The sequence below is a fragment of the Haloarcula pellucida genome (assembly GCF_014647235.1).
Classification (GTDB): domain Archaea; phylum Halobacteriota; class Halobacteria; order Halobacteriales; family Haloarculaceae; genus Haloarcula; species Haloarcula pellucida.
The window spans coordinates 218,549-243,806 of sequence record NZ_BMOU01000006.1; the positions used below are offsets into that span (position 1 = coordinate 218,549).

31 protein-coding genes, 1 tRNA gene and 1 pseudogene are annotated in these 25,258 nt (G+C 64.4%); 16 read left to right on the forward strand and 17 right to left on the reverse strand.

Annotation, left to right across the window (positions count from 1 at the left end; genetic code table 11):
* Positions 1–3 precede the first annotated feature (3 nt).
* Entirely contained in the window at positions 4–1,647 is a 1,644-nt protein-coding gene (locus tag IEY28_RS17780; protein WP_189001101.1) for an NADH-quinone oxidoreductase subunit D, read from the reverse strand.
* An 82-nt stretch (positions 1,648–1,729) separates the two neighbouring features.
* Here IEY28_RS17780 and IEY28_RS17785 point away from each other — a divergent pair, with 82 nt between their 5' ends.
* The 5 genes from IEY28_RS17785 (at position 1,730) to IEY28_RS17805 (ending at position 5,318) form a co-directional block, all read left to right on the forward strand.
* The gene (locus IEY28_RS17785) at positions 1,730–2,419 is read left to right on the forward strand and encodes a helix-turn-helix domain-containing protein (RefSeq protein WP_189001103.1); all 690 of its coding nucleotides are present in this window, start codon (positions 1,730–1,732) and stop codon (positions 2,417–2,419) included.
* 25 nt (positions 2,420–2,444) lie between these two features.
* Entirely contained in the window at positions 2,445–3,239 is a 795-nt protein-coding gene (locus IEY28_RS17790) for a lipoate--protein ligase family protein (protein WP_189001105.1), read from the forward strand.
* Positions 3,240–3,287: 48 nt separating this feature from the next.
* Positions 3,288–3,584 carry a hypothetical protein gene (locus IEY28_RS17795; RefSeq protein WP_189001107.1) on the forward strand — a complete coding sequence of 99 codons (297 nt, stop codon included), beginning with the start codon at positions 3,288–3,290 and terminating at the stop codon, positions 3,582–3,584.
* 54 nt (positions 3,585–3,638) lie between these two features.
* The gene (locus IEY28_RS17800; RefSeq protein ID WP_189001109.1) at positions 3,639–4,472 is read left to right on the forward strand and encodes a deoxyribonuclease IV; all 834 of its coding nucleotides are present in this window, start codon (positions 3,639–3,641) and stop codon (positions 4,470–4,472) included.
* Positions 4,473–4,574: 102 nt separating this feature from the next.
* Positions 4,575–5,318: a class I SAM-dependent methyltransferase gene (locus tag IEY28_RS17805; protein WP_189001395.1), complete on the forward strand. Its 744-nt coding sequence runs from the start codon at positions 4,575–4,577 to the stop codon at positions 5,316–5,318.
* On the opposite strand, the gene IEY28_RS17810 is transcribed toward IEY28_RS17805, so the two are convergent.
* From IEY28_RS17810 to IEY28_RS17820, 3 genes are read right to left on the reverse strand one after another with little or no spacing between them, the layout of a single operon-like run.
* Positions 5,299–5,829, reverse strand: coding sequence for a DUF7965 family protein (locus IEY28_RS17810; RefSeq protein ID WP_189001111.1), 531 nt, complete (start codon positions 5,827–5,829; stop codon positions 5,299–5,301). The two genes, IEY28_RS17805 and IEY28_RS17810, sit on opposite strands and share 20 nt — an antisense overlap.
* Positions 5,822–6,259 carry a CopD family protein gene (locus IEY28_RS17815; RefSeq protein WP_189001112.1) on the reverse strand — a complete coding sequence of 146 codons (438 nt, stop codon included), beginning with the start codon at positions 6,257–6,259 and terminating at the stop codon, positions 5,822–5,824. The genes IEY28_RS17810 and IEY28_RS17815 overlap by 8 nt, the downstream gene beginning before the upstream one ends.
* A gap of 41 nt (positions 6,260–6,300) precedes the next feature.
* Complete coding sequence (locus tag IEY28_RS17820) at positions 6,301–6,993, reverse strand: DUF7095 family protein (protein WP_189001398.1); 693 nt, start codon at positions 6,991–6,993, stop codon at positions 6,301–6,303.
* A 118-nt stretch (positions 6,994–7,111) separates the two neighbouring features.
* On the opposite strand from IEY28_RS17820, the gene IEY28_RS17825 reads away from it, so the two are divergent.
* From IEY28_RS17825 to ncsA, 3 genes are all read left to right on the forward strand, one after another.
* Positions 7,112–8,143, forward strand: a complete 1,032-nt coding sequence (locus tag IEY28_RS17825) for a DUF2332 domain-containing protein (protein WP_189001114.1) — start codon at positions 7,112–7,114, stop codon at positions 8,141–8,143.
* A 65-nt stretch (positions 8,144–8,208) separates the two neighbouring features.
* Complete coding sequence (locus tag IEY28_RS17830) at positions 8,209–8,907, forward strand: alpha/beta hydrolase (RefSeq protein ID WP_189001116.1); 699 nt, start codon at positions 8,209–8,211, stop codon at positions 8,905–8,907.
* A 58-nt stretch (positions 8,908–8,965) separates the two neighbouring features.
* A complete protein-coding gene (gene ncsA, locus IEY28_RS17835) occupies positions 8,966–9,961 on the forward strand; it encodes a tRNA 2-thiolation protein NcsA (protein ID WP_189001118.1) in 996 nt (331 codons plus the stop codon).
* Between the two features lie 28 nt (positions 9,962–9,989).
* Here ncsA and IEY28_RS17840 read toward each other — a convergent pair whose 3' ends face one another.
* Both IEY28_RS17840 and IEY28_RS17845 read right to left on the reverse strand, forming a co-directional pair.
* The gene (locus IEY28_RS17840; RefSeq protein WP_189001120.1) at positions 9,990–10,382 is read right to left on the reverse strand and encodes a hypothetical protein; all 393 of its coding nucleotides are present in this window, start codon (positions 10,380–10,382) and stop codon (positions 9,990–9,992) included.
* Positions 10,379–11,353 (reverse strand): NAD-dependent epimerase/dehydratase family protein, encoded by a 975-nt coding sequence (locus IEY28_RS17845; RefSeq protein WP_189001122.1) that lies wholly within the window; start codon positions 11,351–11,353, stop codon positions 10,379–10,381. The genes IEY28_RS17840 and IEY28_RS17845 overlap by 4 nt, the downstream gene beginning before the upstream one ends.
* 90 nt (positions 11,354–11,443) lie before the next feature.
* On the opposite strand from IEY28_RS17845, the gene IEY28_RS17850 reads away from it, so the two are divergent.
* Positions 11,444–12,103, forward strand: coding sequence for a helix-turn-helix domain-containing protein (locus IEY28_RS17850; RefSeq protein WP_189001124.1), 660 nt, complete (start codon positions 11,444–11,446; stop codon positions 12,101–12,103).
* A gap of 86 nt (positions 12,104–12,189) precedes the next feature.
* On the opposite strand, the gene ftsZ is transcribed toward IEY28_RS17850, so the two are convergent.
* From ftsZ to IEY28_RS17870, 4 genes are all read right to left on the reverse strand, one after another.
* The gene (gene ftsZ, locus IEY28_RS17855; protein ID WP_189001126.1) at positions 12,190–13,419 is read right to left on the reverse strand and encodes a cell division protein FtsZ; all 1,230 of its coding nucleotides are present in this window, start codon (positions 13,417–13,419) and stop codon (positions 12,190–12,192) included.
* Positions 13,420–13,421: 2 nt separating this feature from the next.
* Positions 13,422–13,610, reverse strand: coding sequence for a ribbon-helix-helix domain-containing protein (locus IEY28_RS17860; protein ID WP_166968393.1), 189 nt, complete (start codon positions 13,608–13,610; stop codon positions 13,422–13,424).
* 217 nt (positions 13,611–13,827) lie between these two features.
* Positions 13,828–14,457: a double zinc ribbon domain-containing protein gene (locus IEY28_RS17865; protein ID WP_189001128.1), complete on the reverse strand. Its 630-nt coding sequence runs from the start codon at positions 14,455–14,457 to the stop codon at positions 13,828–13,830.
* 83 nt (positions 14,458–14,540) lie between these two features.
* Positions 14,541–14,759: an RING finger protein gene (locus IEY28_RS17870; RefSeq protein WP_189001130.1), complete on the reverse strand. Its 219-nt coding sequence runs from the start codon at positions 14,757–14,759 to the stop codon at positions 14,541–14,543.
* A gap of 124 nt (positions 14,760–14,883) precedes the next feature.
* Between IEY28_RS17870 and IEY28_RS17875 the strand changes: the two genes are divergently transcribed.
* A tRNA-Tyr gene (locus tag IEY28_RS17875) sits at positions 14,884–14,957 on the forward strand.
* 270 nt (positions 14,958–15,227) lie between these two features.
* On the opposite strand, the pseudogene IEY28_RS20860 reads toward IEY28_RS17875, so the two are convergent.
* Positions 15,228–15,655, reverse strand: a pseudogene (locus IEY28_RS20860) (DUF8023 family protein); the annotation flags it as partial.
* 109 nt (positions 15,656–15,764) lie between these two features.
* Positions 15,765–16,376, reverse strand: a complete 612-nt coding sequence (locus IEY28_RS17885; protein WP_189001140.1) for a rhomboid family intramembrane serine protease — start codon at positions 16,374–16,376, stop codon at positions 15,765–15,767.
* A gap of 315 nt (positions 16,377–16,691) precedes the next feature.
* Here IEY28_RS17885 and IEY28_RS17890 point away from each other — a divergent pair, with 315 nt between their 5' ends.
* Positions 16,692–16,946 (forward strand): DUF7692 domain-containing protein, encoded by a 255-nt coding sequence (locus IEY28_RS17890; protein ID WP_189001142.1) that lies wholly within the window; start codon positions 16,692–16,694, stop codon positions 16,944–16,946.
* Here the strand turns inward: IEY28_RS17890 and IEY28_RS17895 are convergent.
* Positions 16,943–18,145: a transglutaminase-like domain-containing protein gene (locus tag IEY28_RS17895; RefSeq protein ID WP_229783180.1), complete on the reverse strand. Its 1,203-nt coding sequence runs from the start codon at positions 18,143–18,145 to the stop codon at positions 16,943–16,945. The genes IEY28_RS17890 and IEY28_RS17895 overlap by 4 nt on opposite strands.
* A 344-nt stretch (positions 18,146–18,489) precedes the next feature.
* Here IEY28_RS17895 and IEY28_RS17900 point away from each other — a divergent pair, with 344 nt between their 5' ends.
* Both IEY28_RS17900 and IEY28_RS17905 read left to right on the forward strand, forming a co-directional pair.
* Positions 18,490–18,699, forward strand: a complete 210-nt coding sequence (locus IEY28_RS17900) for a hypothetical protein (RefSeq protein WP_189001145.1) — start codon at positions 18,490–18,492, stop codon at positions 18,697–18,699.
* Positions 18,692–18,877, forward strand: coding sequence for a hypothetical protein (locus IEY28_RS17905; RefSeq protein WP_189001148.1), 186 nt, complete (start codon positions 18,692–18,694; stop codon positions 18,875–18,877). Before IEY28_RS17900 ends, IEY28_RS17905 begins: the two co-directional genes overlap by 8 nt.
* A 117-nt stretch (positions 18,878–18,994) precedes the next feature.
* Here IEY28_RS17905 and IEY28_RS17910 read toward each other — a convergent pair whose 3' ends face one another.
* The 3 genes from IEY28_RS17910 to IEY28_RS17920 form a co-directional block, all read right to left on the reverse strand.
* The gene (locus IEY28_RS17910; protein ID WP_189001151.1) at positions 18,995–19,165 is read right to left on the reverse strand and encodes a hypothetical protein; all 171 of its coding nucleotides are present in this window, start codon (positions 19,163–19,165) and stop codon (positions 18,995–18,997) included.
* 2 nt (positions 19,166–19,167) lie between these two features.
* Positions 19,168–19,695 carry a hypothetical protein gene (locus IEY28_RS17915; RefSeq protein WP_189001175.1) on the reverse strand — a complete coding sequence of 176 codons (528 nt, stop codon included), beginning with the start codon at positions 19,693–19,695 and terminating at the stop codon, positions 19,168–19,170.
* A 416-nt stretch (positions 19,696–20,111) separates the two neighbouring features.
* Complete coding sequence (locus IEY28_RS17920) at positions 20,112–21,293, reverse strand: pyridoxal-phosphate-dependent aminotransferase family protein (RefSeq protein ID WP_189001177.1); 1,182 nt, start codon at positions 21,291–21,293, stop codon at positions 20,112–20,114.
* Between the two features lie 585 nt (positions 21,294–21,878).
* Between IEY28_RS17920 and IEY28_RS17925 the strand changes: the two genes are divergently transcribed.
* From IEY28_RS17925 to IEY28_RS17935, 3 genes are all read left to right on the forward strand, one after another.
* A complete protein-coding gene (locus IEY28_RS17925; protein ID WP_189001180.1) occupies positions 21,879–22,868 on the forward strand; it encodes an aldo/keto reductase in 990 nt (329 codons plus the stop codon).
* A 465-nt stretch (positions 22,869–23,333) separates the two neighbouring features.
* On the forward strand, positions 23,334–24,092 hold the full coding sequence (locus IEY28_RS17930) for a YihY/virulence factor BrkB family protein (protein WP_189001182.1): 759 nt from the start codon (positions 23,334–23,336) through the stop codon (positions 24,090–24,092).
* Positions 24,093–24,244: 152 nt separating this feature from the next.
* The gene (locus IEY28_RS17935; RefSeq protein ID WP_189001184.1) at positions 24,245–24,565 is read left to right on the forward strand and encodes a hypothetical protein; all 321 of its coding nucleotides are present in this window, start codon (positions 24,245–24,247) and stop codon (positions 24,563–24,565) included.
* Positions 24,566–24,595: 30 nt separating this feature from the next.
* Here IEY28_RS17935 and IEY28_RS17940 read toward each other — a convergent pair whose 3' ends face one another.
* Positions 24,596–25,255 (reverse strand): helix-turn-helix domain-containing protein, encoded by a 660-nt coding sequence (locus IEY28_RS17940; protein ID WP_166968398.1) that lies wholly within the window; start codon positions 25,253–25,255, stop codon positions 24,596–24,598.
* Between the last annotated feature and the right edge of the window lie 3 nt (positions 25,256–25,258).

The following is a 25,258-nucleotide window of genomic DNA, read 5'->3' on the forward strand; positions in this document are numbered from 1 at the left end:
GGCCTACCGGTCGACGTCGCCCATGATCGGGTCTAAGCTCCCGATGGTCGCCACGAGGTCCGGGATGTACTCGCCCTCGGCCATCACCGGGAGCGTCTGGACGTGTGAGAAGGAGGGGCCGCGAATCTTGAAGCGGGCCGGCGTGTCGGTGCCGTCAGAACGCATGTAGATGCCGAGTTCGCCCTTCGCGGCCTCGACGGCACGGTATATCTCCGTGTCGGGGTCGGGCCGAATCGTGCGCGGGACGTTGGCCTGAATCTCCCGGTCGTCCTCGGGCCACCCTTCCAGTAGGTCCACGCACTGCTCGATTATCTTCGCGGACTCCTCGACTTCGCGCATCCGGACCAGCAGGCGCGAGAAGTTGTCGCCGCCGTCCTCGGTGGCGACCGACCAGTCGAGTTCGTCGTAGTAGCCGTACGGGTCGTCCCGCCGGAGGTCGTAGTCGACGCCGGAGCCACGGGCGACCGGGCCGGTACAGCCGTAGGCCTTGGCCGTCTCGGGTGAGAGATATCCGGTATCGACGGTCCGCATCTGGATGATCTCGTTGCTCGTCAGCATGTCGTGGTACTCTTCGAGTTTCTCGGGGAGGCCGTCGAGGAACTCCCTGATGTTCTCGAAGAAGGCCGCACGGGGTTCGGGCAGGTCCCACGCGACGCCGCCCAGTCGGAAGTAGTTGAACATCAGGCGCTGGCCGGTCAGGTCTTCGAGGATGTCCTGTACGATCTCGCGGTCCCGGATGCCCCACTGGAAGACGGCGGTGAACTCGCTGACCACGTCCAGCGCGTAGGTGGCGACGGCCAGCATGTGACCGAGGATGCGGGAGAACTCGCCACACATCGTCCGAATGACCTGCGCGTACTCGGGCACCTCGATGTCGACGAAGTCCTCGGCCGCGCGGGCGTAGGCCCACTCGTTCAGGAGGCCGGCGCCGCTCCAGTCCCACCGGTCGGGGTAGGGCATTATCTGGTGGCGGTAGGTCTTGGACTGACACATCTGCTCCTCACAGCGGTGGATGAAGCCGATGTCCGGGTCGACGGCGGCGACTTCCTCGCCGTCGAGTTCGACGTTGAGGTGGAGGACGCCGTGGGTCGAGGGGTGGTGTGGCCCCATGTTGAGGTGCATCCGGTCGGGGCCGGTGCGCTCGTCTTCGAGGAGGCGCTGGTGTTCGCGGTAGGTGACGATTTGGGGCTGGCTCTGGTCGTAGTCCCGCGAGAGCGGGTGGCCTTGCCACGTCTCGGGCAGGAGGATGCGCCGCAGGTTCGGGTGGTCCTCGTAGTGGATGCCGACGAGGTCGTAGGCCTCCCGTTCGTGCCACGCGGCCGTCGGGTACACCGGCGCCGCGGACTCGCTGGTCGGGTCGTCGCTCGTCGTCGGCACCACGACGGAGAGTTCCCGCGTCGGGTCGTCGTAGCTTCGCAGGTGGTAGATGGTCTCGTAGCGGTCGGCGTACTCCTGTGCGGTGACGCAGGCGCAGTGGTCCAAATCGGCCTCTGCCTTCAGCGTCGAGAGCACGGTCTGCACCTCGTCGGCACGGACCACGACGGCCGGCGCGTTCAGGTGCCGTTCCTCGTCGACGACGTATTCGCGTATCGGCGCGAGGAGGTCGGTGTGGGTCTCCTGGGTGGCACCCGCGACTGTCTGGGACATGGCCGTCTCGTCGGTGCCCACCTCCCTCGTCGTACTGCCTCGACGGCGAGGCACATTTATATTCGGCGGAGGAACGGCCGGTGTGAAATACGTCAGGCTCTCGCTCTCGATGGCTCCGGCCAAGCGCCACCCGATGCACCAGTTCGTCGTCGAGACCGACGGCTACGACGCCAGCTACCTCCTGCGCGGCAACGAGGTCGGCGCAGACGTCCAGACGCTCCTCTTCCACGTCGACGGCTGGCCGCCCGACCCCTACCGGGCGGCCCTGGAGGCGACGGACGAGGTCGCGGAGTACGCGATCTCGACGTGTCCCGACGAGACGTTCTACCTCTACGTCCGGGACCGGCCCTCTGACGTGGGGGCCGGCCTCGTCGACGCCATGCGGCGCTCGCGGCTCTGTCCGGCCTCGCCGGTGGGCTACCACGCCGACGGCACCGTCCGCCTGACGCTGGTCGGCCCCGGCGAGGCCGTCCAGGCGGCCACGGAGTCGGTTCCGACGGGCATCTCGGTCGACGTGTTGTCGGTCGGCGAGTACGACAGCCGGCGGCTGGACACCGCCGCCGCCCTGACCGACCGCCAGTTCGCGGCCGTCGCCGCCGCCGTCGACTGCGGCTATTACGACGACCCGCGGGCGGGGACCACCGCGGACGTGGCCGACCGACTGGACTGCTCGCCGGGAACCGCCGCCGAACACCTCCGCAAGGCAGAGGCCCGCGTGATGGCGCGACTGGTCGACGAGTACTCAGGGCCGGGGTCGGCCCGCAACCCATAACGCCGCCCCCGACCTACGGCCGACGATGACACTCGCGGACTTAGAGTGGCGCGTCGTCGGCGAGGAGTCCCACGACGGGCCGCTGACGATGGCGCTCGAAGAGATCGCCGCCGAGACGGCGGCCGAGGGCGGCCCCGCGACGGTTCGGGTGTACACGTGGCCCGACACGCTCTCGCTGGGATACCGTCAGGACCCCGACAGTGTCGACTGGGCGTTCTGTGAGCGCGAGGGTATCGGCGTTACCCGCCGGCCCACCGGCGGCGGCGCCATCTACCACGACCACTACGCGGACCTCTCCTACGGCATCGTCGCGCCCGCCGACGCCGTCCCCGGCGACCTGATGGCGTGCTACGAACTGTTCTGCGAGCCGATACTCGAGGCCTTCGAGAGAATAGGGGTCGACGCCGACTTCGTCGAGGCCGACCGCGACGCGATACATCAACCGGCCTGTTACCTCCGGGCGCTCCACCCCGCCCACGACGTCGTCGGCCCCGACGGCCGCAAACTCGCCGGCAACGCCCAGTACCGCCAGAAGGACGCGGTCATCCAGCACGGGTCGCTGTCGGTGTCGACCCGTCCGGAGCGTCACTGTGACTGTTTCGCCGGCAAGCCCGACTCCGAGGCCTTCCGGGAGCGTGTCGGGGCTATCGACGAGTACGTCGACGTCGACCGCGAGACGGTCGTCGAGACGCTTCGCGCAACGCTGGCGGAGTGGGTCGACGCCGAGGCGGGCGGGTGGACTGACGACGAACTCTCTCGCGCACGCGAGCGCGCGAACTCGAAGTACGCGAGCGACGAGTGGGTCCGCCGGTCGCCCTGACCCGCCCTCACCACGACCGTTTATTTCAGTCCGGAGTGAACGACCACTATGGTCCCCTCCCCATCCGATGCCGACGACAGCGCCGCCGAGAGCGCGCCCGCTCAGCGCTCGGACGCCGAACTGTACCGCATCGTTCGTCTCGCGACCGAGGACGCGATTCTGGGCGCCATCGGCACGGTCCTGCTATCGGGCGTCGGCGTCGTCCTGTTTCTGGTCGGCGTCAGCGCCTTCTTCGGCGCCGACGGATTCGGTGCGATGGGTCTGTCGGTCGCCATCGCTCTCGGCGGCCTCTACCTTACGGCCGCCACGCTGGGCGTGATTCCGCCCGCTCGCGACTGGCTCTGACCCCGCTGTGCCCACTCCGAAACCGCTTTGCCGACCCGAACCCGACCCGGTGACATGGTTAGAGTCGGTGCACACACCTCTATCGCCGGCGGCGCGTACAACGCCGTCGACGAACAGGTCGAGTACGGCGGCAACTGCGGCCAGATTTTCTCTCACTCCCCACAGGTCTGGCAGGACCCGAACATAGAGGACGAGGAGGCAGAACAGTTCCGCACGCTGAGCGAAGCAAACGGGGTCGGCCCGTGGGTCATCCACTCGTCGTACCTCGTCAACCTCTGTACGCCGAAGGAGGACCTCCGCGAGAAGTCCCGGGACTCCATGCAGAAGGAGGTCGACGCCGCCGCCAAGTTGGACATCGAGTACGTCAACGTCCATCTGGGCGCCCACACCGGCGCCGGCGTCGACGGCGGCCTCGACAACGCCGCGAGCGTGCTGGACGACCTCGATATCCCGGACGGGGTGACGGTCCTCGTCGAGTCCGACGCCGGAAGCGGGACCAAGTTGGGCGGCCAGTTCGAGCATCTGGCGACGGTCCGTGAGCGAACCGAGCAGGACATCGAGTTCTGTCTGGACACCGCTCACATGTTCGCCGCGGGCTACGACCTCTCGACGGCGGCGGGCGTCGACGAGACGTTCGCCGAGTTCGACGACGTGGTCGGCCTGGACGACCTCGCGTGTGTCCACCTCAACGACTCCAAACACGCCTGCGGGACGAACAAGGACGAACACGCCCACATCGGCGAGGGCGAGATCGGCGAGGAAGGGATGCGCGCGTTCGTCAATCACGACGCCGTCGAAGACGTCCCGCTCGTGTTGGAGACACCCACCGAGAACGGCAAGAGCTTCGAGTGGAACATCCAGCGGGTCCGGGAACTGCGCGAGGAGTAACGTCCTCGACGACGACCGACCGCGAACTTTTTGCCGCCGAATCGACTGTACCCGATAGTGCGCAGGTTCTCCGCCGACTACCTCGATACCACCCGCACCGGGATGTGGGCCGACTCCCGCGAGGCGCTCGCAGACCTCGACCTGCCGGACTGTGACCGGGTGCTGGACGTCGGGTGTGGTACCGGCGAACTCACGCGCGTCCTCCGCGAGGAGTCAGGCGGGACCGTCGTCGGACTGGACGCCGACGCGGTCCTCCTCGAATCCGTGCCGGGACCGGTCGTGCAGGGCGACGCCACCAGACTCCCCTTCGCCGAGGACGCCTTCGACCTCGTGGTGTGTCAGGCGCTCCTCATCAACCTGCCCGACCCCGAGGCGGCGGTGCGGGAGTTCGCCCGCGTCGCCAGCGGCCGGGTCGCCGCCGTCGAACCCGACAACGGCGCGGTCACCGTCGAGTCCACCGTCGACAGTGAACCCCGTCTCGCTCGACGTGCCAGACGCTACTTCTTAGACGGGGTACGGACCGACGTGACGCTCGGTGCCGGGGCCGCAGACGTATTCGACGCCGCCGGGTTGGACGTGGTGTCGACGCGCCGCTACGACCAGCACCGGACCGTCGAGCCACCGTACGACGAGGCGGCGGTCCGGGCCGCTCGGCGGAAGGCTACGGGCGAGGGACTCGCGACCGACCGGGCGACCATCCTCGACGGCGAGACGACGCCCGAAGAGTACGACGCGCTCCGCCAGCGCTGGCGGGAGATGGGGCGGACCGTCGTCGCACAGATGCAAGACGAGGCCTACGAGCGCCGCGAGACGGTTCCCTTCTTCGTCACGGTCGGTCGGGTGTAGCCGACGCCGAGTCCTCGCGGCGGGTCGGCGGGTCCGGGAGCGCGGCGCTCGAAATCTTGTAGAGCGCCACGTCGACAGCGCCCAGCAAGAGACCGACCAGACTCCCGACCACCGCGGCGACGGCGCCGCCGATGAGCGCGATGAGGAACGCCGACAGCGGTTCGATGCGGCCGGCGACGACGCCCGGCCCCGCCGCGACGAGGAGAACGCCGAGGAGGAAGACGACGCCGGCGGCGCTCCCGGCGGCGACGCCGCGCGGAACCAGCGACCGCAGTGGGTCGGACAGCACCGCGTCCGACAACACCCAGCGCACCGCGAGGACGAACAGCGCCCACAGGTAACAGAATACCGCGACGCCAAGCAGGGTGTTCAGCCCCGAGAGCAGGTCCGCGAGCGCACCGGCGGCGTGAATCGGGAGGAGGGCGGCGAGGACGAACAGGGCGACGTCGAACGTCGCGAGCGCCCACGTGGTGAGCGAGAGCGCGGGGTCGCCGGGGTCGGCCTCAGCCATGGGCCAGCACCTCCGCGAGGACGACGAGGGTGAGCAATACTCCCGTCGTCGCGCCGTAGTATTTGCCGAGCGCTCGCCGCACCTGGGTAATACCTTCGTGGGAATAACGGTTGTCGTCGGCTCTGGCGACCACGAGCGTCCGGACGGCCGACCCCACGACGAGGGCGAGGACGAGGGCAAGTTTCGCGAGCAGGGTCCGCCCCCAGTCGGTTGCCGGTCCGGGCGGCCCGAGTGCGCCGAGGTTGCCGACGCCGGTGAGGACGACGACGCCGAGGGCACCCCAGAACAGCCACTCGTACCGCCGAGCGGCGGCGATGCCCTTTGTCACACCGGTGCGGTAGCCGTACCAGAGGGCGGCGGTACTGCCGACGACGACCGTTATCGCGAGGACGTGGAGGGTCCGTATCGCGAGGGAGACCAGCTGGGCCATCGGTTGCTCTACGGCGGCCGACACAAAATAGCTGGGTCGACTCAGACGACGTCGCCGCGCACCGTCGCCCCTTCCTGACGCTCCCGGTAGGCCCGCACCGCGTCGGCCGCCTCGTCGGCCGCCTCGGCGTCCATCCCCAGCATCTCCAGTGCGCCCGACAGCGTCGGCAGGACGAACTCGCCGTCGCGCAACTTCTGGAAAGCGTCCTCGGACCGCTGGCCGCCGTCTGCCGTGTCCGACGAGGATCGTCCGCTCGACTCACCGTCGACCCACAGACACGCCCCGCGCGGGTCCAGAATCTGCTCGTAGTCGTCGCGTGCCATCGCGCCCTTCAGACGCTGGGTGACGTTGTCGTCGAAGGAGGCGTTACACACTTCGAGGTGGATGGGTTCGTCCTCGTCGTCCGGCAGGAGGTGGGCGGCGAGGCACTTCTCCGGGGCTGCGTGGCCGTTCGTGTTGGCCCGGAGGTACTCTGGGTACTCCTCGGCCCACGCCGCTCGGACCGTCTTCCCGACGCCGTCGACGCCGTGGCTCCGCTGGAACTCTTCGGCACGCTCCGGGGCGTCCTTGAACAGGATGTCCTTGGTGACGTAGACGTCCAGTCGCTCGACGGGGTCAAGTCCCAGCGCCACGTCGCCGTACACCCACACCTCGCGGACCGGAACCGGCATCGTCTCGTCCTCGACGGTCGCGACGATGTCCTCGACCCGTTCGACGGCCGCCGCGCGGTCCATACTCATCGTCGCTGGCTAGTGGACGGGCGGGCAAATCGCTGACGCTCTGGGCCGGGGAATCTTTCGGTCCGGTCGCCACGGACGAAACGCTGATACAGCGGGCACTGGATGCACGCGTATGACCGACACTGCCGAGACGTTCCGGTCGTTCGTCGAGTGGGCCGAGGGATCGGACCCGCTCTATGCCCATCTCGCCCACCGCATCGCCGCTGACGCCGATCCGGACCTGCTGGCCGTGGCCGAGGCGGCCCCCGAGGACCGAGCGACGGCGAACCTGCTTTTCGCCGCGGTCCACTTCCTCCTAGAGCGGTCTCCGGACCATCCCCTTGCCGCCTACTATCCGACCCTCACCGACGACGCGCGGAGTCCCGACGACGACTGCTATCCGGCGTTCCGTGACTTTTGTCTCGACCACGCCGACGAAGTCCGCTCGCTCCTTCGGCGACGCCGCACGCAGACGAACTCGGTCCGACGGACCGCCGTCCTGTATCCGGCTATCGCACACGTGGCCTCGCGCGTCGACGGTCCCCTCGCGCTGGTCGAACTCGGCCCGAGTGCCGGGTTGAACCTCCTGTTCGACCGCTATCGCTACGACTACGGCGACCGTGTGGTCGGGGCCTCGGAGTCACCTGTCACTATCGAGAGCGAGGTCCGCGGCGGCGACCCGCCGCTCCCGACCGACCCGCCCACCCTCCACTCGCGCGTCGGGGTCGACCTGAACCCGCTGGACGTGACCGACGACGCCGACGCGGACTGGCTCCGGGCGCTCGTCTGGCCCGCCCACGAGGACCGGCGGGCCGTCCTCGACGCCGCGCTCACCGTCGCCCGCACGGACCCGCCACGGCTGGTCGCGGGCGACTTGCTGGAGGACCTGCCCGGTGTCCTCGACGAGATACCCGAGGACGTACCGGTCTGTGTCGTCAACACGCTTGTCCTGTACCAGGTCCCCCAGGCGGTCTGTGCGGAACTGGAGACGTATCTCACCGGGCAGATGGCCCGTCGGCCGCTCCACTGGCTCACCGGCGAGACGGAGCTGTCGGGCGGTGACTCGGTGCGACTCGACTGGGTCCGGGCCGAAGGGAACGGCGTCGAGCGGACGCGTCTCGCCGACTACGACCCCCACGGCGCGTGGGTCGACTGGCGGGCGTAGGAAACTCGGTGGCCTGTGTCGGGCGTTCACGTGCGCTTTTGTCGTCCGCGGCTGAACGGTGAGCTATGCAGGTCCGGGTCTACGACGACGGCGCCGAACGGGACTGTCTGTTCGTCCTCGGGTGGGGGAACCGCTGTCGCCACGAGAACGTCCAGTGGCTCGTCGACCGCGTCGCCGAGCGGTACCGGGTCCACGCCGTCGAACTCCCGACGCACATCACAGACGTTCGACAGGAGTGGGTCACACCGGTCCGAGAGTACGCCGAAGACCTCGACGAGTTCGCGCTGCTGGCCCACAGCGCCGGCGGGTTGACGACGGCACACGCCGACTTCGACGGGGTGACGAACCGCGTGTATCTGAGCCCGTGGTGGGGGAGCGACTTTCCCCTGCCCGACCCGGTGGTCGACGCCATCGCGAGTCTGCCTGTGAGCAAGCCCTTCATCCCGACCGGGGGCCTCGAAGCCGAAGCCATCGGTAACCTCGCGACGGCGGCCCAGTTGGCGGACGGTCCCGACGCCGCCTCGCCGGCGTTCCTGCGGACGACTCGCCGGGCACACGCCACGCTGCCGCCCGCCCGCGAGAACGCCGTCGCGTTCTGTACGCTCACCGACGAGGTCGTTGACCCGCGGGCCATCGGCGCGCGACTGTCCGCCGACCGCATCCGTCTCTACGACGGGGGACACGAACTGTTCAGTTCCAGTTCTCGGGACCGCCACGTCGACACCGTCCTCGACGCCCTCACAGACGGGCCGGCGGCGCTCTGAGTCGGGCGTCTGTGCCGAGACGAAACTCTCACCACCGCCCGCACGAATATCCCAGACAATGGAGTGTGACAAGTGCGGGGACGACGCGGTGCTGCACGCGGCCTACTCTGGACTCTACCTCTGTGAGGACCACCTCTGTCGGGCCGTCGAGAAGCGCGTCCGACGGCGCATCCGGGAGGACGGTCTGGTTCCGGACGACGCAACGCCCGAGGACCCCGAGACGTGGGTAATCGGCCTCTCGGGCGGGAAAGACAGCGTCGTCCTCACGGAGATTCTCCACGACGTGTTCGAGCAGGACCCCCGAATCGAACTCGTGGCCCTGTCTATCCACGAGGGCATCGAGGGGTACCGCGATAAGAGCCTGGAGGCCTGCGAGGAACTGACCGACGACCTCGGTATCCGCCACGAGGTGGTCGCCTACGCCGACGAGTTCGACGTGCAGATGGACGACGTCGTCGAGAAGGACCCCGAAGGGATGGCCGCCTGTGCGTACTGCGGGGTGTTCCGCCGCGACGTCCTCTCGCGGTACGCCGAGAAACTGGGTGCGGACAAACTGCTGACCGGCCACAATCTCGACGACGAGGCCGAGACGGCGCTGATGAACTTCCTCGAAGGCGACGTCGACCAGATAGCCAAACACTTCGACGCCTCGCTGGGGCCGTTCGCGGACCACGACGGGGCGCCGACCGAGCGGACTCGTGAGGAGCAAGACCACCACGTCCCGCGCGCGAAACCGCTCCGGGACGTCCCCGAGAAGGAAATCGCGCTGTACGCCCGGTTCCGCGACCTTCCGGCCCACATCACCGAGTGCCCACACGCCGAGGAGGCCTATCGCGGCGAGATTCAGGAGTTGATGCTCGGTCTGGAGGAAAACCATCCCGGGACCCGCCACTCCATCATGGCCGGCTACGAGAAACTCGCGGCGCTCGCGGCCGAGGCGTACGGCGGCGAGGACAGCGAGAAAGACTTCGGCGAGTGCGAGCAGTGCGGGGCGCCCACGGCCCGGGACCTGTGTCGGAAGTGCAATCTGCTGGACGCGCTCGAAGCGGTCTGAACCCCGGACGATCTGACTCTCGGATGCGTCACCCTTTGTCCGTCCCCTGCCACGCTTGCACCCCGACGACAGTGCCGACGGCCTCGGTGAGTGCGACCGCGACCGCACTGGCCTGGAAGGGTAACCGCCAGTCGCCGGCCGGAATCGCGTGGACGTGGTCGGGGTTGTCGAGGACGAAGTGCAGATACCCTCCGACTGCCAGTGCCCCGACCAGTGACATCGCGAACAGCGGCGCGCCCAGCCGATGGCCGCGCCGGGCGAGGAGCACGCCAGCGATGGGGCCGACGAACGTCGTGCCGACGACGATGACGTTCTGCCAGGCCGGCAGCGACACCGCCACGAGTCCGTGGGTCACACCGTGGCCGGCCGCGACGAGCAGGTGGACGGCGAGCGCCGCCGAGAGACCGACCTGTCGATTCATCGTACGCTCGCCTCCAGTTCCCGGATCGTCCCGGTTTCACGCCACTGATCGACGACCTGATCGAGGCCGTCTTCGACAGTCGGATATCGGGGCGACCAGTCGAACGCCGCACGGAAGCGCTCGTTCGTCGTCGGCATCGGATTGGTGAGCAGGCGAACGAGTTGGTCGTCGACGGCGAATCGGGCGAGCCAGGCGGGCACGCGCCGGGGCCGGGGAGCGTTCAGTCGCTCGGCAAGCGTCCGGAGAAACTGCCCGTAGGTCGTCGGTTCGTCGTCGACGACGTGGAAGGTCCCCGTCGCCTCGCCCTCGATGGCGTCGGCGAACGCGCGGCCGGCGTCGTCGACGTGCACGAACGAGAAGGGCGTGTCCCGTCGACCCAGGAGTCCGCGGCCGACGATGGGGAGTTGCCGACCGAGCAGTCGCTCGCCGAACAGCCGCGTGTGTGCGGCATCGGGTGCGTAGAAGTAGCCGCCACGGAGGACGACCGGGTCGAAGCCGTGCGTCGTGGCTCCGTCGTCGACGATTCGCTCGGCGTCGAGCGCCGACTGCGTCGAGCGGTCGGGGTTCGGCGCGGACTCCTCGTCGAAGTGGCCCCCGTCTGGCTGGCGCGCTAGCCAGACGACGCTCTGTAGGAGGACACGCTCGGCGTCGGCCGAGGCCGCCGCCGCGACGAGGTTCGTCGCTCCGACTCGACGGATTCGGTTGTTTCGCTCCCAGTCTTCGTCGTCGGGGTCGGTATCGGTGGGTATCTTCGTCGCGGCGTGGACGACCGCGTCGGCATCGGCGGCCCCTTCGATCAGCGACGCTCGGTCGAGGACGTCGCCACGGTGGGGGACCCCACCGCGGTCGCGAACGATCTGATCCCCGCGCTCGTCACGCGTCAATCCGACAACGTCGTGCCCTCGTGCCGTACACGTCTCGACGATTCGCCGACCGAGGACACCCGTCGATCCGGCTACGAATACTTTCATACGCGCTGATTACCCGCGGATCAGCAAACGGTCACTGCCCACGCTGGTCGGGCCATTTAAGAGGATACTCGTCGCACTTTCACGGCGACCGTGCGCTATCTCCACCTCCGACTGGCCGGCGAGGAGGCGACGTTACACCCACTGGTCGCGACGCTCACCGACCCGGACCTCTTTAGGGACGCGAAGATGGTCGACTGGATGCCGTCGTTCGATCCGAAACGAGCGACCGTCCTCCTCTATCTCGACGGCGACCTCGACCGGTTCGAGTCCGTCCTCGCCGACACCGACCTCGTCCTCGAATACGACGTGACGCCGTTCGGCGACGGTCGGGGCTACGCCTACGTCCACTCCGTTCCCCATCCCACGGAGTGGCAACTGTTCGAAGTCGGCATGATCGAAGGGTTGCTCCCGGTCTTTCCAGTCCAGTATCACCACGACGGATCGTTGACGATGCGAATCGTCGGCCCCCACCAGCGCCTGCAAGCGGCCGTCGACGCGACGCCCTCGGGAGTCGATACAGTCATCCAACAGGTCGGCGAGTACGATTTGGGCCGACCACCGATTCCGCCCGCGCTCCCGCCACGACAGCGGGACGCCCTCGCCGTCGCACTCGACGCCGGCTACTACGACGTACCCCGAACCGCGAACCGGGACGACGTCGCCGCCAGACTCGACTGTGCGCCCAGTACCGCTTCCGAACACCTCCAGAAGGCCGAGGCGCATCTCGTCCGGACGTTTCTCGATCACTGAGCGGTCGGTCGGCAGCCCCGCCTGACGGCCGCATCGCTCGCCATATTGCCGCTGAAAAAGAACGTCCCGTCGACCGAAAGAGCCGATTACTCGTTGGTCCGGATGACGTCGAGGCCGTTGTTCTTCTCGCGTTGGTCGCGGCCGCCGTCGGTCTCGCCGTAGCCGGTGTGACCGCCGGAACTGCTGCCGCCGGCACTGGCGCCGTCGAAACTCTCGACGTTGTCGCTCGCGTCGAAGGAGGTGTCGTCGCCGACCTCCTGAATGGCCTCGCGGGACTTGTTGGCCTGCTTCTGGGTGGTCGGACCGAGCACCTGTGCGGACTGGACGCCGGTCATGATGGCCATGACGCGGACCTTGCCTTTGTACTCTTCCTGAATCCGGGCGCCCCAGATGACGTTCGCCGAGGCCTCTAAGCGCTCGGTGATGTTCTGGGCGATGCCCTCCGCCTCCTTCAGGGTGAGGTCCGGACCGCCGGTGATGTGGACCAGCCCACCGCTGGCACCGCGGTAGTCCACGTCCAGCAGCGGGTGGTTCATCGCGTCCTTGACGACCTCTTCTGTCTTGTTCTTGTCTTGGGTCTCACCCACGAGCATCACCGCGACCCCGCCCTGATTCATGATGGAGGTCATGTCGGCGTAGTCGAGGTTGATGAGGCTCGGTTGGGTGATGGTCTCGGAGATGCCCTTGACGGTCTCGGCGATGATCTGGTCCATCACCGAGAACGCCTTGCCGATGGGCAGGTTCGGGACGTAATCGAGCAGGCGGTTGTTGTCCAGCACGATGATGGAGTCCGCTTCGTTGCGAAGCTTCTCCAGCCCTTCTTCGGCCTTGACCGTGCGGGCACGCTCGACGTTGAACGGCGTCGACACCATGCCGACGACGATTGCGCCCTGTTCTTTCGCGATCTTCGAGACGACGGGGGCGGCACCGGTTCCGGTCCCGCCACCCATCCCGGCGGTGACGAACACGAGGTCGGCGTCGCCGAGTACCTCCTTGATGGTCCCCTGTGCCATCTCGGTGGCGCGTTCACCCATCGAGGGGTCGCCACCGGCACCGAGGCCGTTGGTGAGGGACTTGCCGACCAGAATCTTCGTGTCGGCTTCGATCATCTTCAGGTGCTGCTTGTCCGTGTTGATGGCCACGGTATCGGCACCCTCGACGCCGATGTTGTAGAGCCGATTGACGGTGTTGTTCCCGGCACCACCACAGCCGACGATGACGATGCGCGGGTCGCCGAATCCGTCGACGTCCTCGTCGGACAGTTGCTTCTGTTCCTGCTCGTCGCGTTCGAGGGCCTCGTTGACGATATCCTGCATCGTTACGCCCTCGCCCAGGTTCGCTTGCGCTTGCCTTTCTCGGAGGCACGTTCGGAACCGTCCTGTTCTGCGAGCATCTCACGGACGGCCGACCGGATCGCTTCGCTCCGGTTGGGGTACTCCCCCGTCTCGACCATCTGTTCGACCTCTTCGATCTGCTGCTTCGGAATCCGTAGTGTCACACGCTCCATGGTTAGTTGTCCCCTTTGGGTAAGACGGTCCGAACGGGGCGTGTTTACGACCCGCACGACCGTTTACACAGCGAAATCGCCGGACGGTGACGGGGATGCCACCCCGACGCCCGCTGTGTAAGACGACCGTCTTACGCACAAGGTACCACAGACTGGGGGATATTAAAACTACCGCCGAGTGTATGACAAAATCGCGTTTACGAGTTTAGAACGCCCGCTACCGTTCGTTTGCACCACTTCGCGTCTGATCGAGGACGTCGGCGGCTGGCGTCCGTCGACCACAGCTCGGGCAGAAACCCCAATCAGACCGGAGTTCGTCCCCGCAATCGCAGAACACGCGCCGGGACGCCTTCTCTCCACAGTTCGGGCAGTAAACGTGGTCTGGAGACAGGTTCTCGCCACATTGGGCGCACGGTTGGGGCTCCACTTCCGGCGCGTTTTCACGTCCGGCGGCCGCTGTCTTACGACCGTCGCGGTCGTGTGATACGTCTTCCGACACGCCGTTAGACACGCGGTCTGACGCGGTGGCAGTCTCACCTTGACCGGACGATACAGCGCCTGTATCGCCGTCGAGGCTGATGTTTACGTTGACGTCTTGTGGTCGGCGGTCCGGGACCGCCTCCGCCAGTCGGTCGGCGATGATGGTGTCGACACGCTCCGCGATGAGTTCGTCGATGCTCTCGGTGTCTGTCACCGGGTCTGCATCGGTCGAGCGGGTGTCTGACGACTCTGCGTCGTCGTTCAGGTACGCTCGGAGCGCCTCCCGCATGACCTCGCTCTTCGAGGCGTCGAACGCCTCGAGTCGCTCGATGAGGTCGTCGTCAGCGCGGAACGTGATCTTGCTCATCCGACTCGTCATACACGTTGTCACCCGGGTATTTCAATCTTCCCGCTGTGTCTGACGGGCGTCTGCCGATGCTGACGAAACAGTTACTCACGGGGGTCGAACCCGGCGCTCCAAGCGTCGCCGCAGTTCGGACAGTCGATGCGATAGGTGTTCGACCGCAGGAAGTGTGTTTCTTCCTCGACAGCGAACTCACCCGCGTCACGAGCACACGGGACGTGGAACCCCTCGCCGCAGTGGTCACACGTCACCGACTGTTGCTCGTTGGTCAGCGGGTCACCACAGTATGGGCAGTCGGTGAGCACGTGTACATCCAGTTACAACGAGCGGTGGTTTACGTGTTGTGTGGGCCGACCGTGTGACTGCCCCGCGAACCACTGTCGAATAACAATCCTTAAGTCTGGACGGCGGGGTAATTTCGGGTACAGCCCGCCCTTAGCTCAGACTGGTAGAGCAGTCGACTGTAGATCGACTTGTCCCCCGTTCAAATCGGGGAGGGCGGACTACATTTTCAGCCGAACTATGGCTGATAGCGTACGCCACGTTTACACGTCTTTGTAGTCCTCTACTTCCGATATTACATTCGCGCGAAGTACCAGAAAATCCTGATTGGAGCTTGTCTCCAGTGGGGGGTCTTCGTTGTCTGTCGAGTTCCATAGCTGACCGGAGGTGGTGCGCGTGAGCCGGAGCGCGTCGACGGCGCGCGAGGTCGACGCCGACACACCGATGGTGCCGACCAAACCGTAGCTGAGAGTGCGTTTCATCGGTGGTCGCCCGAGGTAGCTGATGACGTAGTAGCCGGCGGCCTCGACGGCGACGACGACCAGGCCGAAGGCGGCGGTCCCGGCGACGGCGTCACCGATACCGAGGATGTTCAGCCCGGTCAGCAGGACGATGAGAAGCGTCCCCCCGGCGAGGTACGTTTCGACCGTGGCCGAGCCACGGACGATCTCGTAGAGGTCCGTTTCCACTTCGTAGGTCTTGTTCTTGCTCTCGTTGACGCGGTTGGTCGCGTACGCCGCGACGAGCGCGGCGAGCGAGAGGAGGAACGCGAACGGATGTCCGTGTTCTGGACGGTGACGACGGCGGCGCTCAGGTCGTACCCGAGCATACTGATAGAAGCGATTCCGTTGGTGACGAACGCGCTGGCCGTGAAGATGACCCCTGCCAGTGCGTCTTCGATGTCGATTTTCCCGAACATAGTGCGAGTGGCCGCGAGTGCGGCCATGCCCGCCGCTCTCGGGTAGTCCGGTAAAAGTCAGGTAGCTCCTTGTAATATAGACGAAACTTAGATCCCAGGACAGCCTATGCTACCAATTCCAGTATTTCCACGCACCGTATATCGTTCCGATAGCAAATCCGGCAGAGTGCGCCACATTAGCGCTTGATGTCATACCCGGAACTGAACTGATATATCCCGCAATCGATAGCGGTATTGCGAGAGAGACGGCGATCGCTCCCATGAACAATCCAAATTCGAGGCTATTATTTTCATATATCTGGCTGCGGAACGCAAGAAATGCGTAGGCTGGCGGGAATGAATATACAGCCCCGCTGAACCCGAGTGTCCCCGCTTGCCCTGTGATTATGGCAGAATAAAGCACTTGGAGGTATATTGATAAGTAGGCTGTTAGGGCTGTGTAAACTATGTATTCTCGTGATTTTAGCTGGTCTTCAGTCAACCAGCCCCATATCACAAAAAGTGCCATGTTTGGGAGCAAATGGAAGAGAAATGAGCTGTGAGAAAGTGGTGCGATTAATAATCCCGGCGTCAGACTTGGTTGTGCGACAAACCAGAACTTGAATAGTGATTCAGAGACTCTAGAAACGTATATCTCTACCTGTAGGATACCAATCATTCCGAGTATGAGTATTGGTGTTAAATGATTCCGGTACAGAAATGCTCGAACGCGGGATATCATGGCTTAATTCAATTCTCCCAACCATAATAGGATGGCGGAGGGTGCGCTCTTGATGTATTCCACAACACGAGCTTTATGAAACGAAGGAGGGCAACCAGTTTTTATGAGATCCCATGGGGTCGCAACTCGAAGATCGGCGTCGACGCGATATGCACACGAGCCCGAAATGGCCGTGTGCATATTCGGGTGGGTATCGGGCTGAGTGGAAGACGTCGACGAGCGATGGGCATGGGCCGCGCCGGTCTTTATCAGTAATCGGGCTTCGAGTTGGTCGAGAATACCTCGCTTTTGCCCTCGTGTTCACGAGCGGTGGGTATGCGAATCCGCGAAGACGGCAAGCACGCGCACCGCACGGACACCATCGAGCAGGCCGCCGAGTTCTTGGACTGCAACAAGACGACTGCATTGATGAAGTCCGCCGAGTTCTCGTGGCGGATCGACGAGCGAATTCGAGAAGTGCTGTCGCGAGATGACTTGACGCTTCAGCAGAAGCGAGAAACCGCTGAAACGCTACGAGTTCCCGGTACCTACGAGATCGAGATAGAACAAGCAGTCTGTATCGACTTCTAAGACTCCGGTTGCCTCCACTCGCTCGTCAGAGTATCTTGCACAGTACCGTCCATAATCACCTGAACCTTCGCGCGTAGTTTCTGGTCGTCCGGCGGAAGTAGATTGAGTGTGGTACTGTACTCGCCTTGAGGTTCGAGTTGGACCTTCTGACTCTGGGCAGATGCGACGAGATTCTCATCCGCATTCTGGAACACGACCTTTGCCTGAGCAGTTCCTACCCCGTCACCCACGTTCCGCATACTCATCTCAACGGCTGCGCCGCCGGAGGCTGGTGTATCGACAGCGTACGAGAAGACCAGTACGCCGCTATCATTTATCGGCCTGAACTCTGGAGTGCCGCCCTCCATGTCGGGTGGTAGTTGACCGATCTCCCACCCCGGCGCAGTCGTCTCAACGTAGTAGTAACGCTGTCCGTCTTTTTTGTAGTACGTACCGGGGACGTCTTCACCACCAGCGATACCGAGGGCCATGTGTTGCTTGTCACGGAAGACGAGGAGTGTTGAACCGTACCCGAACTGCTCAAGCATCGAGGCCAGAAGGATACAACTGTCTTCGCAGTCTCCTTCTCGATCAACCAACGTCTCGATTGGGTACTTTGGGTACTCGTTGTAGCCAGCAGAGACCGTATCGCTGGTGTACTCCAGATTCTGTACGAAGCTCGTCATGAGGTTGATGACGCCGACATCGTTCAACCCTTGTTCCTCACCAAACCGCTCGAATTCGTCCACTATGCTCTTGATATACTGGTCATCGTACGTATCGGACACGTACGCGCCGTATTCACGAGTCCGGTCTCTGCTCTTGTAGTATTGATAGAGAACTTCCGGGACGCTAATCGAGAGCGCTGTCGGGCCGCTGTCGGTCTGCTGTTCGAACGTTCTGGAGAGTGTCCCGCTCGTTTCGAGATTCGGATCTGTGCTGCCGTGGAGACCCCGTAGATGGAGGGGAAACGTCGGCTGTTGCTGACTACCAACTGCGTGATTCCCGACCACGTCGCTCGTATTCAGCCCTTCAAGCTCCGAATCGGTCGGTCTTACGAGAAAGAGTGTCCGGCCCATCTCAATCGGCCCGTTGCTCGTGTTCGGACCAACGATGGTGTGATTGCCGTTGGAGGTAATCGTCGCAACGGTCTCTCCCGACGTGGTTCCCCGTTTGACGAGGACCTTTTCCGCACCGTCGAGTTGGACAGTAGCGGTCACTCGGTATTTGGTTCCACTCACCCAATCTTCTGACCAGGAGACCTTCGGCTGTGGCTTCGGAGTGGAGGTTGGTGTAGCAGTAGACTCCGAAACGGGAGTCGTATCTTCACTAGAGAGAGTTCCAGGGCAACCCGCCAGAACAGAAACCGCACTGGCAGAAAAAGTTGCAAGCAAGTCTCGTCGTTGCATTAACAGGCCCGGGTATAGAGGGATAGGACTTGAAACTACCTTCTAGCTCGTGAATTGAGCCTCGCTTCTCTCGAAACATTGCTGTGGATTTCACTTTCACTTCCACTCTGCACCCATGGCTCACCCCCTTTAGCATCCGCTCCACAGAGCCACGTATGGGAGCGACCTACGACGACAGCGAAGTCCACGAAACCGCTGAACTGCACACGCACGGGGACTACTGGACGACCATCGTCCTCGAAGAGCGGGACGACGGCCAGTGGCTGGCGACGCAGGGCGGCGTCGCCGTCGAGGGCGTCGCGTCGACGGCGGCAGAGGCGGCCGCCGAGTACTGCCGGAAGATCTCGGAGACGGGCGATGAGTGAGTCTGTCAGCGAGAAACTCGACGACGAGTGGCGGATGATGTGCCCACAGCATCACCACCAGTTGAAAGACCAGCAGGGGCCGACCGTGTACTGCGAACGGTGCAACCACGCCTATCGATACGAGGAGTTGATCGATAAGGTGGAGACGAATTCGTACTCGGTCGTGGGCAAGCGATAGAGACAGTCAGCTCTGTCGAGATTTTCCGTCGTTGATAGTTCGTCGACGCCGTGCTGAATACACAGCGCATGTCGGTCACTAGTTAGACACGTGAATGACAGGTTCGAGCGGTTTCTACTACCGAAGTCCACCGAGAATCGATGCAATACCGAACACGACGAGGACTCCGCCGACTAACAGTTTGATGTTGAACGATAGCGTATCCATCGTGAACAGATATCCCGCACCTACCCACGCGACGAGCGCGGCACCAATCGGGCCGAGTTCCCCACCTGCATTCATACTCATCGTTAGAACCCGAGGAGGTCTCCCAGTCCACCGCCACCGCCGAAGTCGTGTGGATCGCCGAAGTTGTCTCGGTCCTTAATGATGAACGCAAACTCGGTCTGGTCCATTCCCATCCCCATCCCGCCCCTGTTGGAGAATTTGTTCTCCAGTTCGCGCCAGCCGTCCATATCGTCAATGCCGCAGGCGAGGGCAATCACGTAGGGGTAGTTATCAGCGTAATCTTCCAACTGTCCCCGGAGTTTCTTCTTCTGGTCGTTGGAGAAGTGGCGCTTCATTTCGATACCGACCGTGTCATCAATAACCACATCGCCCCGAGAGTTCCCGCGTTCACGACTAACGACGTATCCTCCGCTTCCACCGCCACCCATCAATTCACCCATCCCGCTGTCGTTCTGTTTGTTCAGTTCCTCGTCAAGGAAGTCGGAGAGGTCGTTCTGGAACTTGCTCTCGTGCCCGTAGTTCTTTGCAGGCCGCCACGCTTCAACCAGTTCAATGACGGTTTGATACGTTTGGTTTCCGTTTCCAATCATAGCTACGTGTGTAGTTTGAGAGACAATAAACATAGGGTGCGAGGCCGCAAATAACAGTTTCAAGCACGTAGAGCACGATCACGAACAACTAAATCACATCACGAAGCCTGGGCAATTATTATCTCACCGAATCGGATACATCACTGAATATACCCTCTGTATTCAGCACGCCCTTCGTGCCACAGACCGTTCACCAGACCAGACAGCCTGTAGTTTCTACGCCGGCTCGTTCAACGTCGCCACCTGCTCGGAGATCGCCCGCGCCACTTCGGCTTCACCCTGCGGGAACGACCACGTCCGGTCAGAAAGATCGCCAGCACGCCGGACCGTCGCCGAGACCTCGCCGCTGGTCTGTGCCTGCGAGACGTAGATGACGGCGACCGACTATGCAAAATTGGTGCCTCAGTGCGAGGGCGTCACAGCGCGTCGCTGGTCGCGGCCAGCCCGGCCTCGACGTCGACGCCGGCGCCCTGTTCGGTGAGCGCGTCGCCGAGTGCGGTCATGAGGTAGCTGACGTTCTTCGCGCGGGCGGAGTGGCCCATGCAGCCGATACGCCAGATGTCGCCCGCCAGCGCACCGAGGCCGCTCGCGATTTCGAGGTCGTACTCCTCCAGCAGGTACTCGATGACCGCGCCGTCGTCGACGCCGTCGGGGACGCGGACGGTGTTGAGGCTCGGGAGCCAGTACTCCTCGGGGGCGTTCATCTCCAGTCCCATCGATTCGACGCCGGCCTTGAGCGCGCTCGCGATCGAGCGGTGACGCGCCCACCGTTCCTCGATACCCTCCTCGGCGACGAGTCGGAGCGCCTCGCGCAGGGCGTAGACGTTGGTAATGGGCGCGGTGTGGTGGTAGGCACGCTCCTCGCCCCAGTAGCCTTCGAGCAGGGAGAGGTCGAGGTACCACGAGCGAGGCTGGGTCTCGCGAGAGAGTACCTTGTCCATCGCGGCGTCGTTGAGCGTCAGCGGACTCGCGCCGGGCGGACACGAGAGACACTTCTGCGGGCCGGAGTAGGCCACGTCGACGTCCCACTCGTCGGCGCGGAACTCCACGCCGCCCAGCGAGGTGACCGTATCCGCAACCACGAGCGCGTCGTTCTCGTGGGCGATGCTCGTCAGTTCCGGGACCGACGGCTGGAGGACGCCGGTGCTCGTCTCCGCGTGGACGAAGCCGAACACGTCGGGACTGTACTCGTCGAAGGCCGTCTCGACGGCGACGGGGTCCAGCGGTTCGCCCCACGGGGCGTCGACGGTGACGACCTCGCCGCCGGCGCGTTCGGCCATGCTGGCCATCCGGTCGCCGAAGTAGCCGTTCGTCGGGACGAGCATCGTATCGCCGGGTTCGACGAGGTTGCCGACGGCGGCCTCCATCGACGCCGACCCGGTGCCCGAAACGGGAATCGTCCACTGGTTGTCGGTGCGGAAGGTGTACCGCAGTAGTTCCTGCACCTCGTTCATGATGTCGATGAACGAGGGGTCCAGATGGCCGACGAGCGGCGTACTCATCGCCCGCAACACGCGCGGGTGGACGTCGCTCGGCCCGGGGCCCATCAGCGTGCGGTTCGGCGGTGCCAACTCTCCGACGTCTGGTTTCTCCACCATACTCGTCGAATGCGGCCCAATTTTTATGAAGAATGTGGTTCGGGACCAACTCATCGCTGCCGGAAACATCATAGTACGCACCATACGGACTGTCGTATCAGAACAGTGGGGTATCCGTCCAGAGAGCGGTGTGGGAGTGGTGTCTATACTCCTACGTATTCGGGTGGGTAGCGAGACAGCGCACGCTCCCAAATCCGGACCATCTCGAATCCGAGAACCACCAGACTGCGACCGGACGAGTGGCGTAAACTATCCTCGCTCTTTTTGACAGTGTGGATCTAAGCGTGGGTGTGGTCGTCGATGGGAGTCTTTGACAAAGCACGCACCGTTTCCCAACTCGGGGAGCGAACGAGGCGTCCGTACATATGTATCGTATGTGAGGCGTCACTGGAAGTCCAGCACCACTCCTGTCCCGTCTGTGGTGGATACGACATCCGCCGGGCCAAGTGGGTCGAATAGCCCTCGGCGTCCACGCTGGCACGTCCCTGCCAACGCTATCGGGCTTCACTGCCCTTTTCGGTCGTGTACGACGGTTAGCGTGCCGCTTGCCACAGCCACAAGTGTCCGGAAATCGTACCGTCGGGTATGCACCGACGCCAACTCGGGACGACAGGCTACGACGTGACAGACGTCGGCTTTGGCACCTGGAACATCGGCGGCGACTGGGGCGACGTCGACGAAGAGGACGGCCGTGCGGCGGTTCGGGCCGCCCTCGATGCGGGTATCGACTTCATCGACACCGCAGACGTCTACGGCGACGGCTTCAGCGAACAGCGCATCGGCGAGGTGCTCGACGAACGCGGCGTTCGCGACGAGGTGACCGTCGCGACGAAGGCCGGACGGCGGCTGGATCCGCATACCGCCGACCGGTACAACTACGAGAACCTCTCACAGTTCGTCGACCGCTCGCGAGAGTACCTCGGCGTCGACTCGCTGGAACTCGTCCAGCTCCACTGCCCGCCGACGGAGGCGTACTACCAGCCAGAGACGTTCGAGGCGCTGGACCGCCTCAAAGACGAGGGGAGGATCGACCACTACGGCGTCAGCGTCGAGAAGGTCGAACAGGCGCTGAAGGCAATCGAGTACCCCGGCGTCGAGACGGTCCAGATAATCTTCAACATGTTCCGCCAGCGTCCCGCGGAACTGTTCTTCGAGGAGGCAGCGCGACGGGACGTCGGCGTCATCGTTCGCGTCCCGCTCGCGTCGGGCCTGCTGACCGGGGAGCTCTCTCGGGACACGGAGTTCCCGGAGAACGACCACCGCAACTTCAACATCGAGGGCGAGGCGTTCGACCGGGGCGAGACGTTCGCGGGCCTGCCGGTCGACGATGGGTTCGACGCCGTCGACGAACTGCGTAGCCACGTCCCCGAGCGGATGTCGATGGCCCAGATGGCGCTGCGCTGGATTCTCGACCACGACGCGGTGTCGACGGTCATCCCCGGATCGACGACGCCCGAGCACATCGAGGCCAACGCGGCCGTCAGCGAAATGGACCCACTCCCTCACCAGACCCACGGGGCGATACGCGACGTCTACGAGGAGTACGTCTTCGACGCCGTCCACCACCGCTGGTAGCGAACTCGAACCAGTTTACGTACCATTCTGTGACCGGAAATTCACACGGCCCAGAAACCACTGTTTCGTCTAGATGGCTGCCAACGGGGACTGCCCCTGTCCAGCGATTCATTTACGTATTCTGACTGTATGCGACAGACCATATATACGAAATCAGACAATTTCCTCATCTAACTGTATACTAATTCAGACACTTTTCGGGCGCCGGTCGAGTCCTGCTCCCCGCGACAGTGGTGGCTGTGCTCACAGTCGCCGTCGGATTCGTTGCCGTCTCGGTCGGCGACGAGTGCGGCGCGGCCCGCGTCGGTTCGGCGGCCGACACAGTCCCGTTCTGTCGGGCGCTCCCTGTGCTTGCCAGCGCCTGCCGTCCGCACTTTCCTCTACGGATCCACGTCGACCTATGCACGCCGTCTGGCCGTCGTATGGCGACGATATCCGGTCTCCGGACACAACCCGTTCTCGACGATGAGTGTCTTCGAGACCGGGCGCGACGTCGTCGGGACGGTCCGCGAGGAGAACGTCCCGTTCATGGCGGCGAGTATCGCCTATTACGGCCTCGCCTCCATCGTCCCGTTGCTCGTCGTCTCGCTGGCCCTCCTCTCGGTGGTCGGCGGGACGCAGACCCTGCTGGACCTGCTCCGGTCGGCGCTCACGGAGCACTGGCAGGCCGTGTTCGAGCAGGTACTGGCGAACACCCGCGGTCACAGCACCGCCGGGCTGCTCGGACTGGCGGCCGCCGTCTGGAGCGGGAGCAAGGTGTTTCGTGGCCTCACCATCGCCTTCACGGAGGTGTACGGCAGCGTCTCGAACGTCTCGCTCCCCGCCCGACTGGCTCGGAGCCTGTTGGTTATGGGCTTGCTGCTCGCTGCGGTCGCGCTCCTGTCGGCGACTAGCGTCGTCCTCACCTACGCCGACCTCCGGATACCCCATCCGCTGTTCGTCGGTGCGGTCGCGGCACTGGTGGTCCTCGTCGTCGCGTTCGTCCCCATCTACTACGTCCTCCCGCCGGTCGACACGACCCTCCGGCACGTGCTCCCCGGGACCGTCGTCGCCGCCCTTGGCTGGGTCGCTATTCCGGTCGCGTTCCGCTACTACGCCGGGGCCGTCGGCCAGTACGCGGCCTACGGGTACATCGGCGCGATTCTCCTGTTCGTCACCGCGCTCTATCTCGCCGCCATCGTGTTCCTCCTCGGCGTCGTGGTCAACGCGGCGGTCGACTGGTAACGTTCGCCGGGCGTCTGAGCGTGAGACCGGACAGCGCAGCGCTCGCGACGGTCACGAGAGGAGACGGGGACGCCGTTCACTGGACCCCACCGGTGACTTGCGCTGGCAAGCAGTACGCACCTCCTCGCGGCACCCGTCTCCTCGATCGTCAGATGAGCGATTCAGCGTCACTGCAGCGCGGACCGCGGGCCCGCGTACAGACGAGCGTCGAACAGCTGCTCAAACAACCGGTCAAAGAGGCCGTCCGCGAGGTGCTCGCCGAGGGCGCACAGTCGGACGCCGCCGACGCCGCCGAGACGGACTCGGAGCCCCCGAGTGAACCGGCTCAGTCCGAGTCGACGGCAGACGACGGCGACCAGATACAGACGAGTTCGGGCCGTCGACTGCCGTCCCGGCGAGTGCTCTCTGTCGCTGTCCTCGCACTCTTCGTCTACCTCCGGCGTCGGCGCCGGTCGGGCACGACCGAGGGGTGACCTATCGGCCGTCTCGTCGTCTCGGAGCGCTCACTCCAGTTCGGCCATCCCGACGAACAGCGTATCTTCGACGAGCGCGTCCGTCGCCCGCCTGAGACGCTCGGACGCCGCCTGATGTGAGATGTCGAGGTCGTCGGCGAGTTCCGAGAGGCTCACCTCCCGCGGGACTTTGAAGTATCCCTGTCGCGACGCCTCCGAGAGCACTTCGTACTGTGCGCTGGTCAACCCGTAGCGACCTGCCGGGCCTTCGTCCAGTTCGCGGATGGACGACACCTCGAACTCCACGCCGTGTTCCGTACAGAAGTCGTGCGTCTTCGAGAACAGCGACCGGCGAGGGTAGAGGACCCGAACCTTCCAGCGATCGCCCTGTCCGACGGCGTCGAGAACAGTCGCCTCGGAGTTCGTGAGCATCTGCATGATGAGGTCGATGCGGCTGACCCACTCCATCCTGAACAGACACTCGTCGTCGAAGTCGCCGAGGAGTGTGACCTCGTCGACCGTCGGGTCTTCCTCCAGCGTCGCCTCGATTTCCGCCCGTGAACTCCCCCGAACCCACAGCATCGGCATGAGTGCGTCGTCGCCGCTGGTCACGATTCGCTCGACTTCGAACAGCAACTCCGGTAACGCCTCCAGCGAGTGGTTGAGCGCCAGATCACTGGCCGGCACCGTCCCGGATACGATGGTGGGCATCAG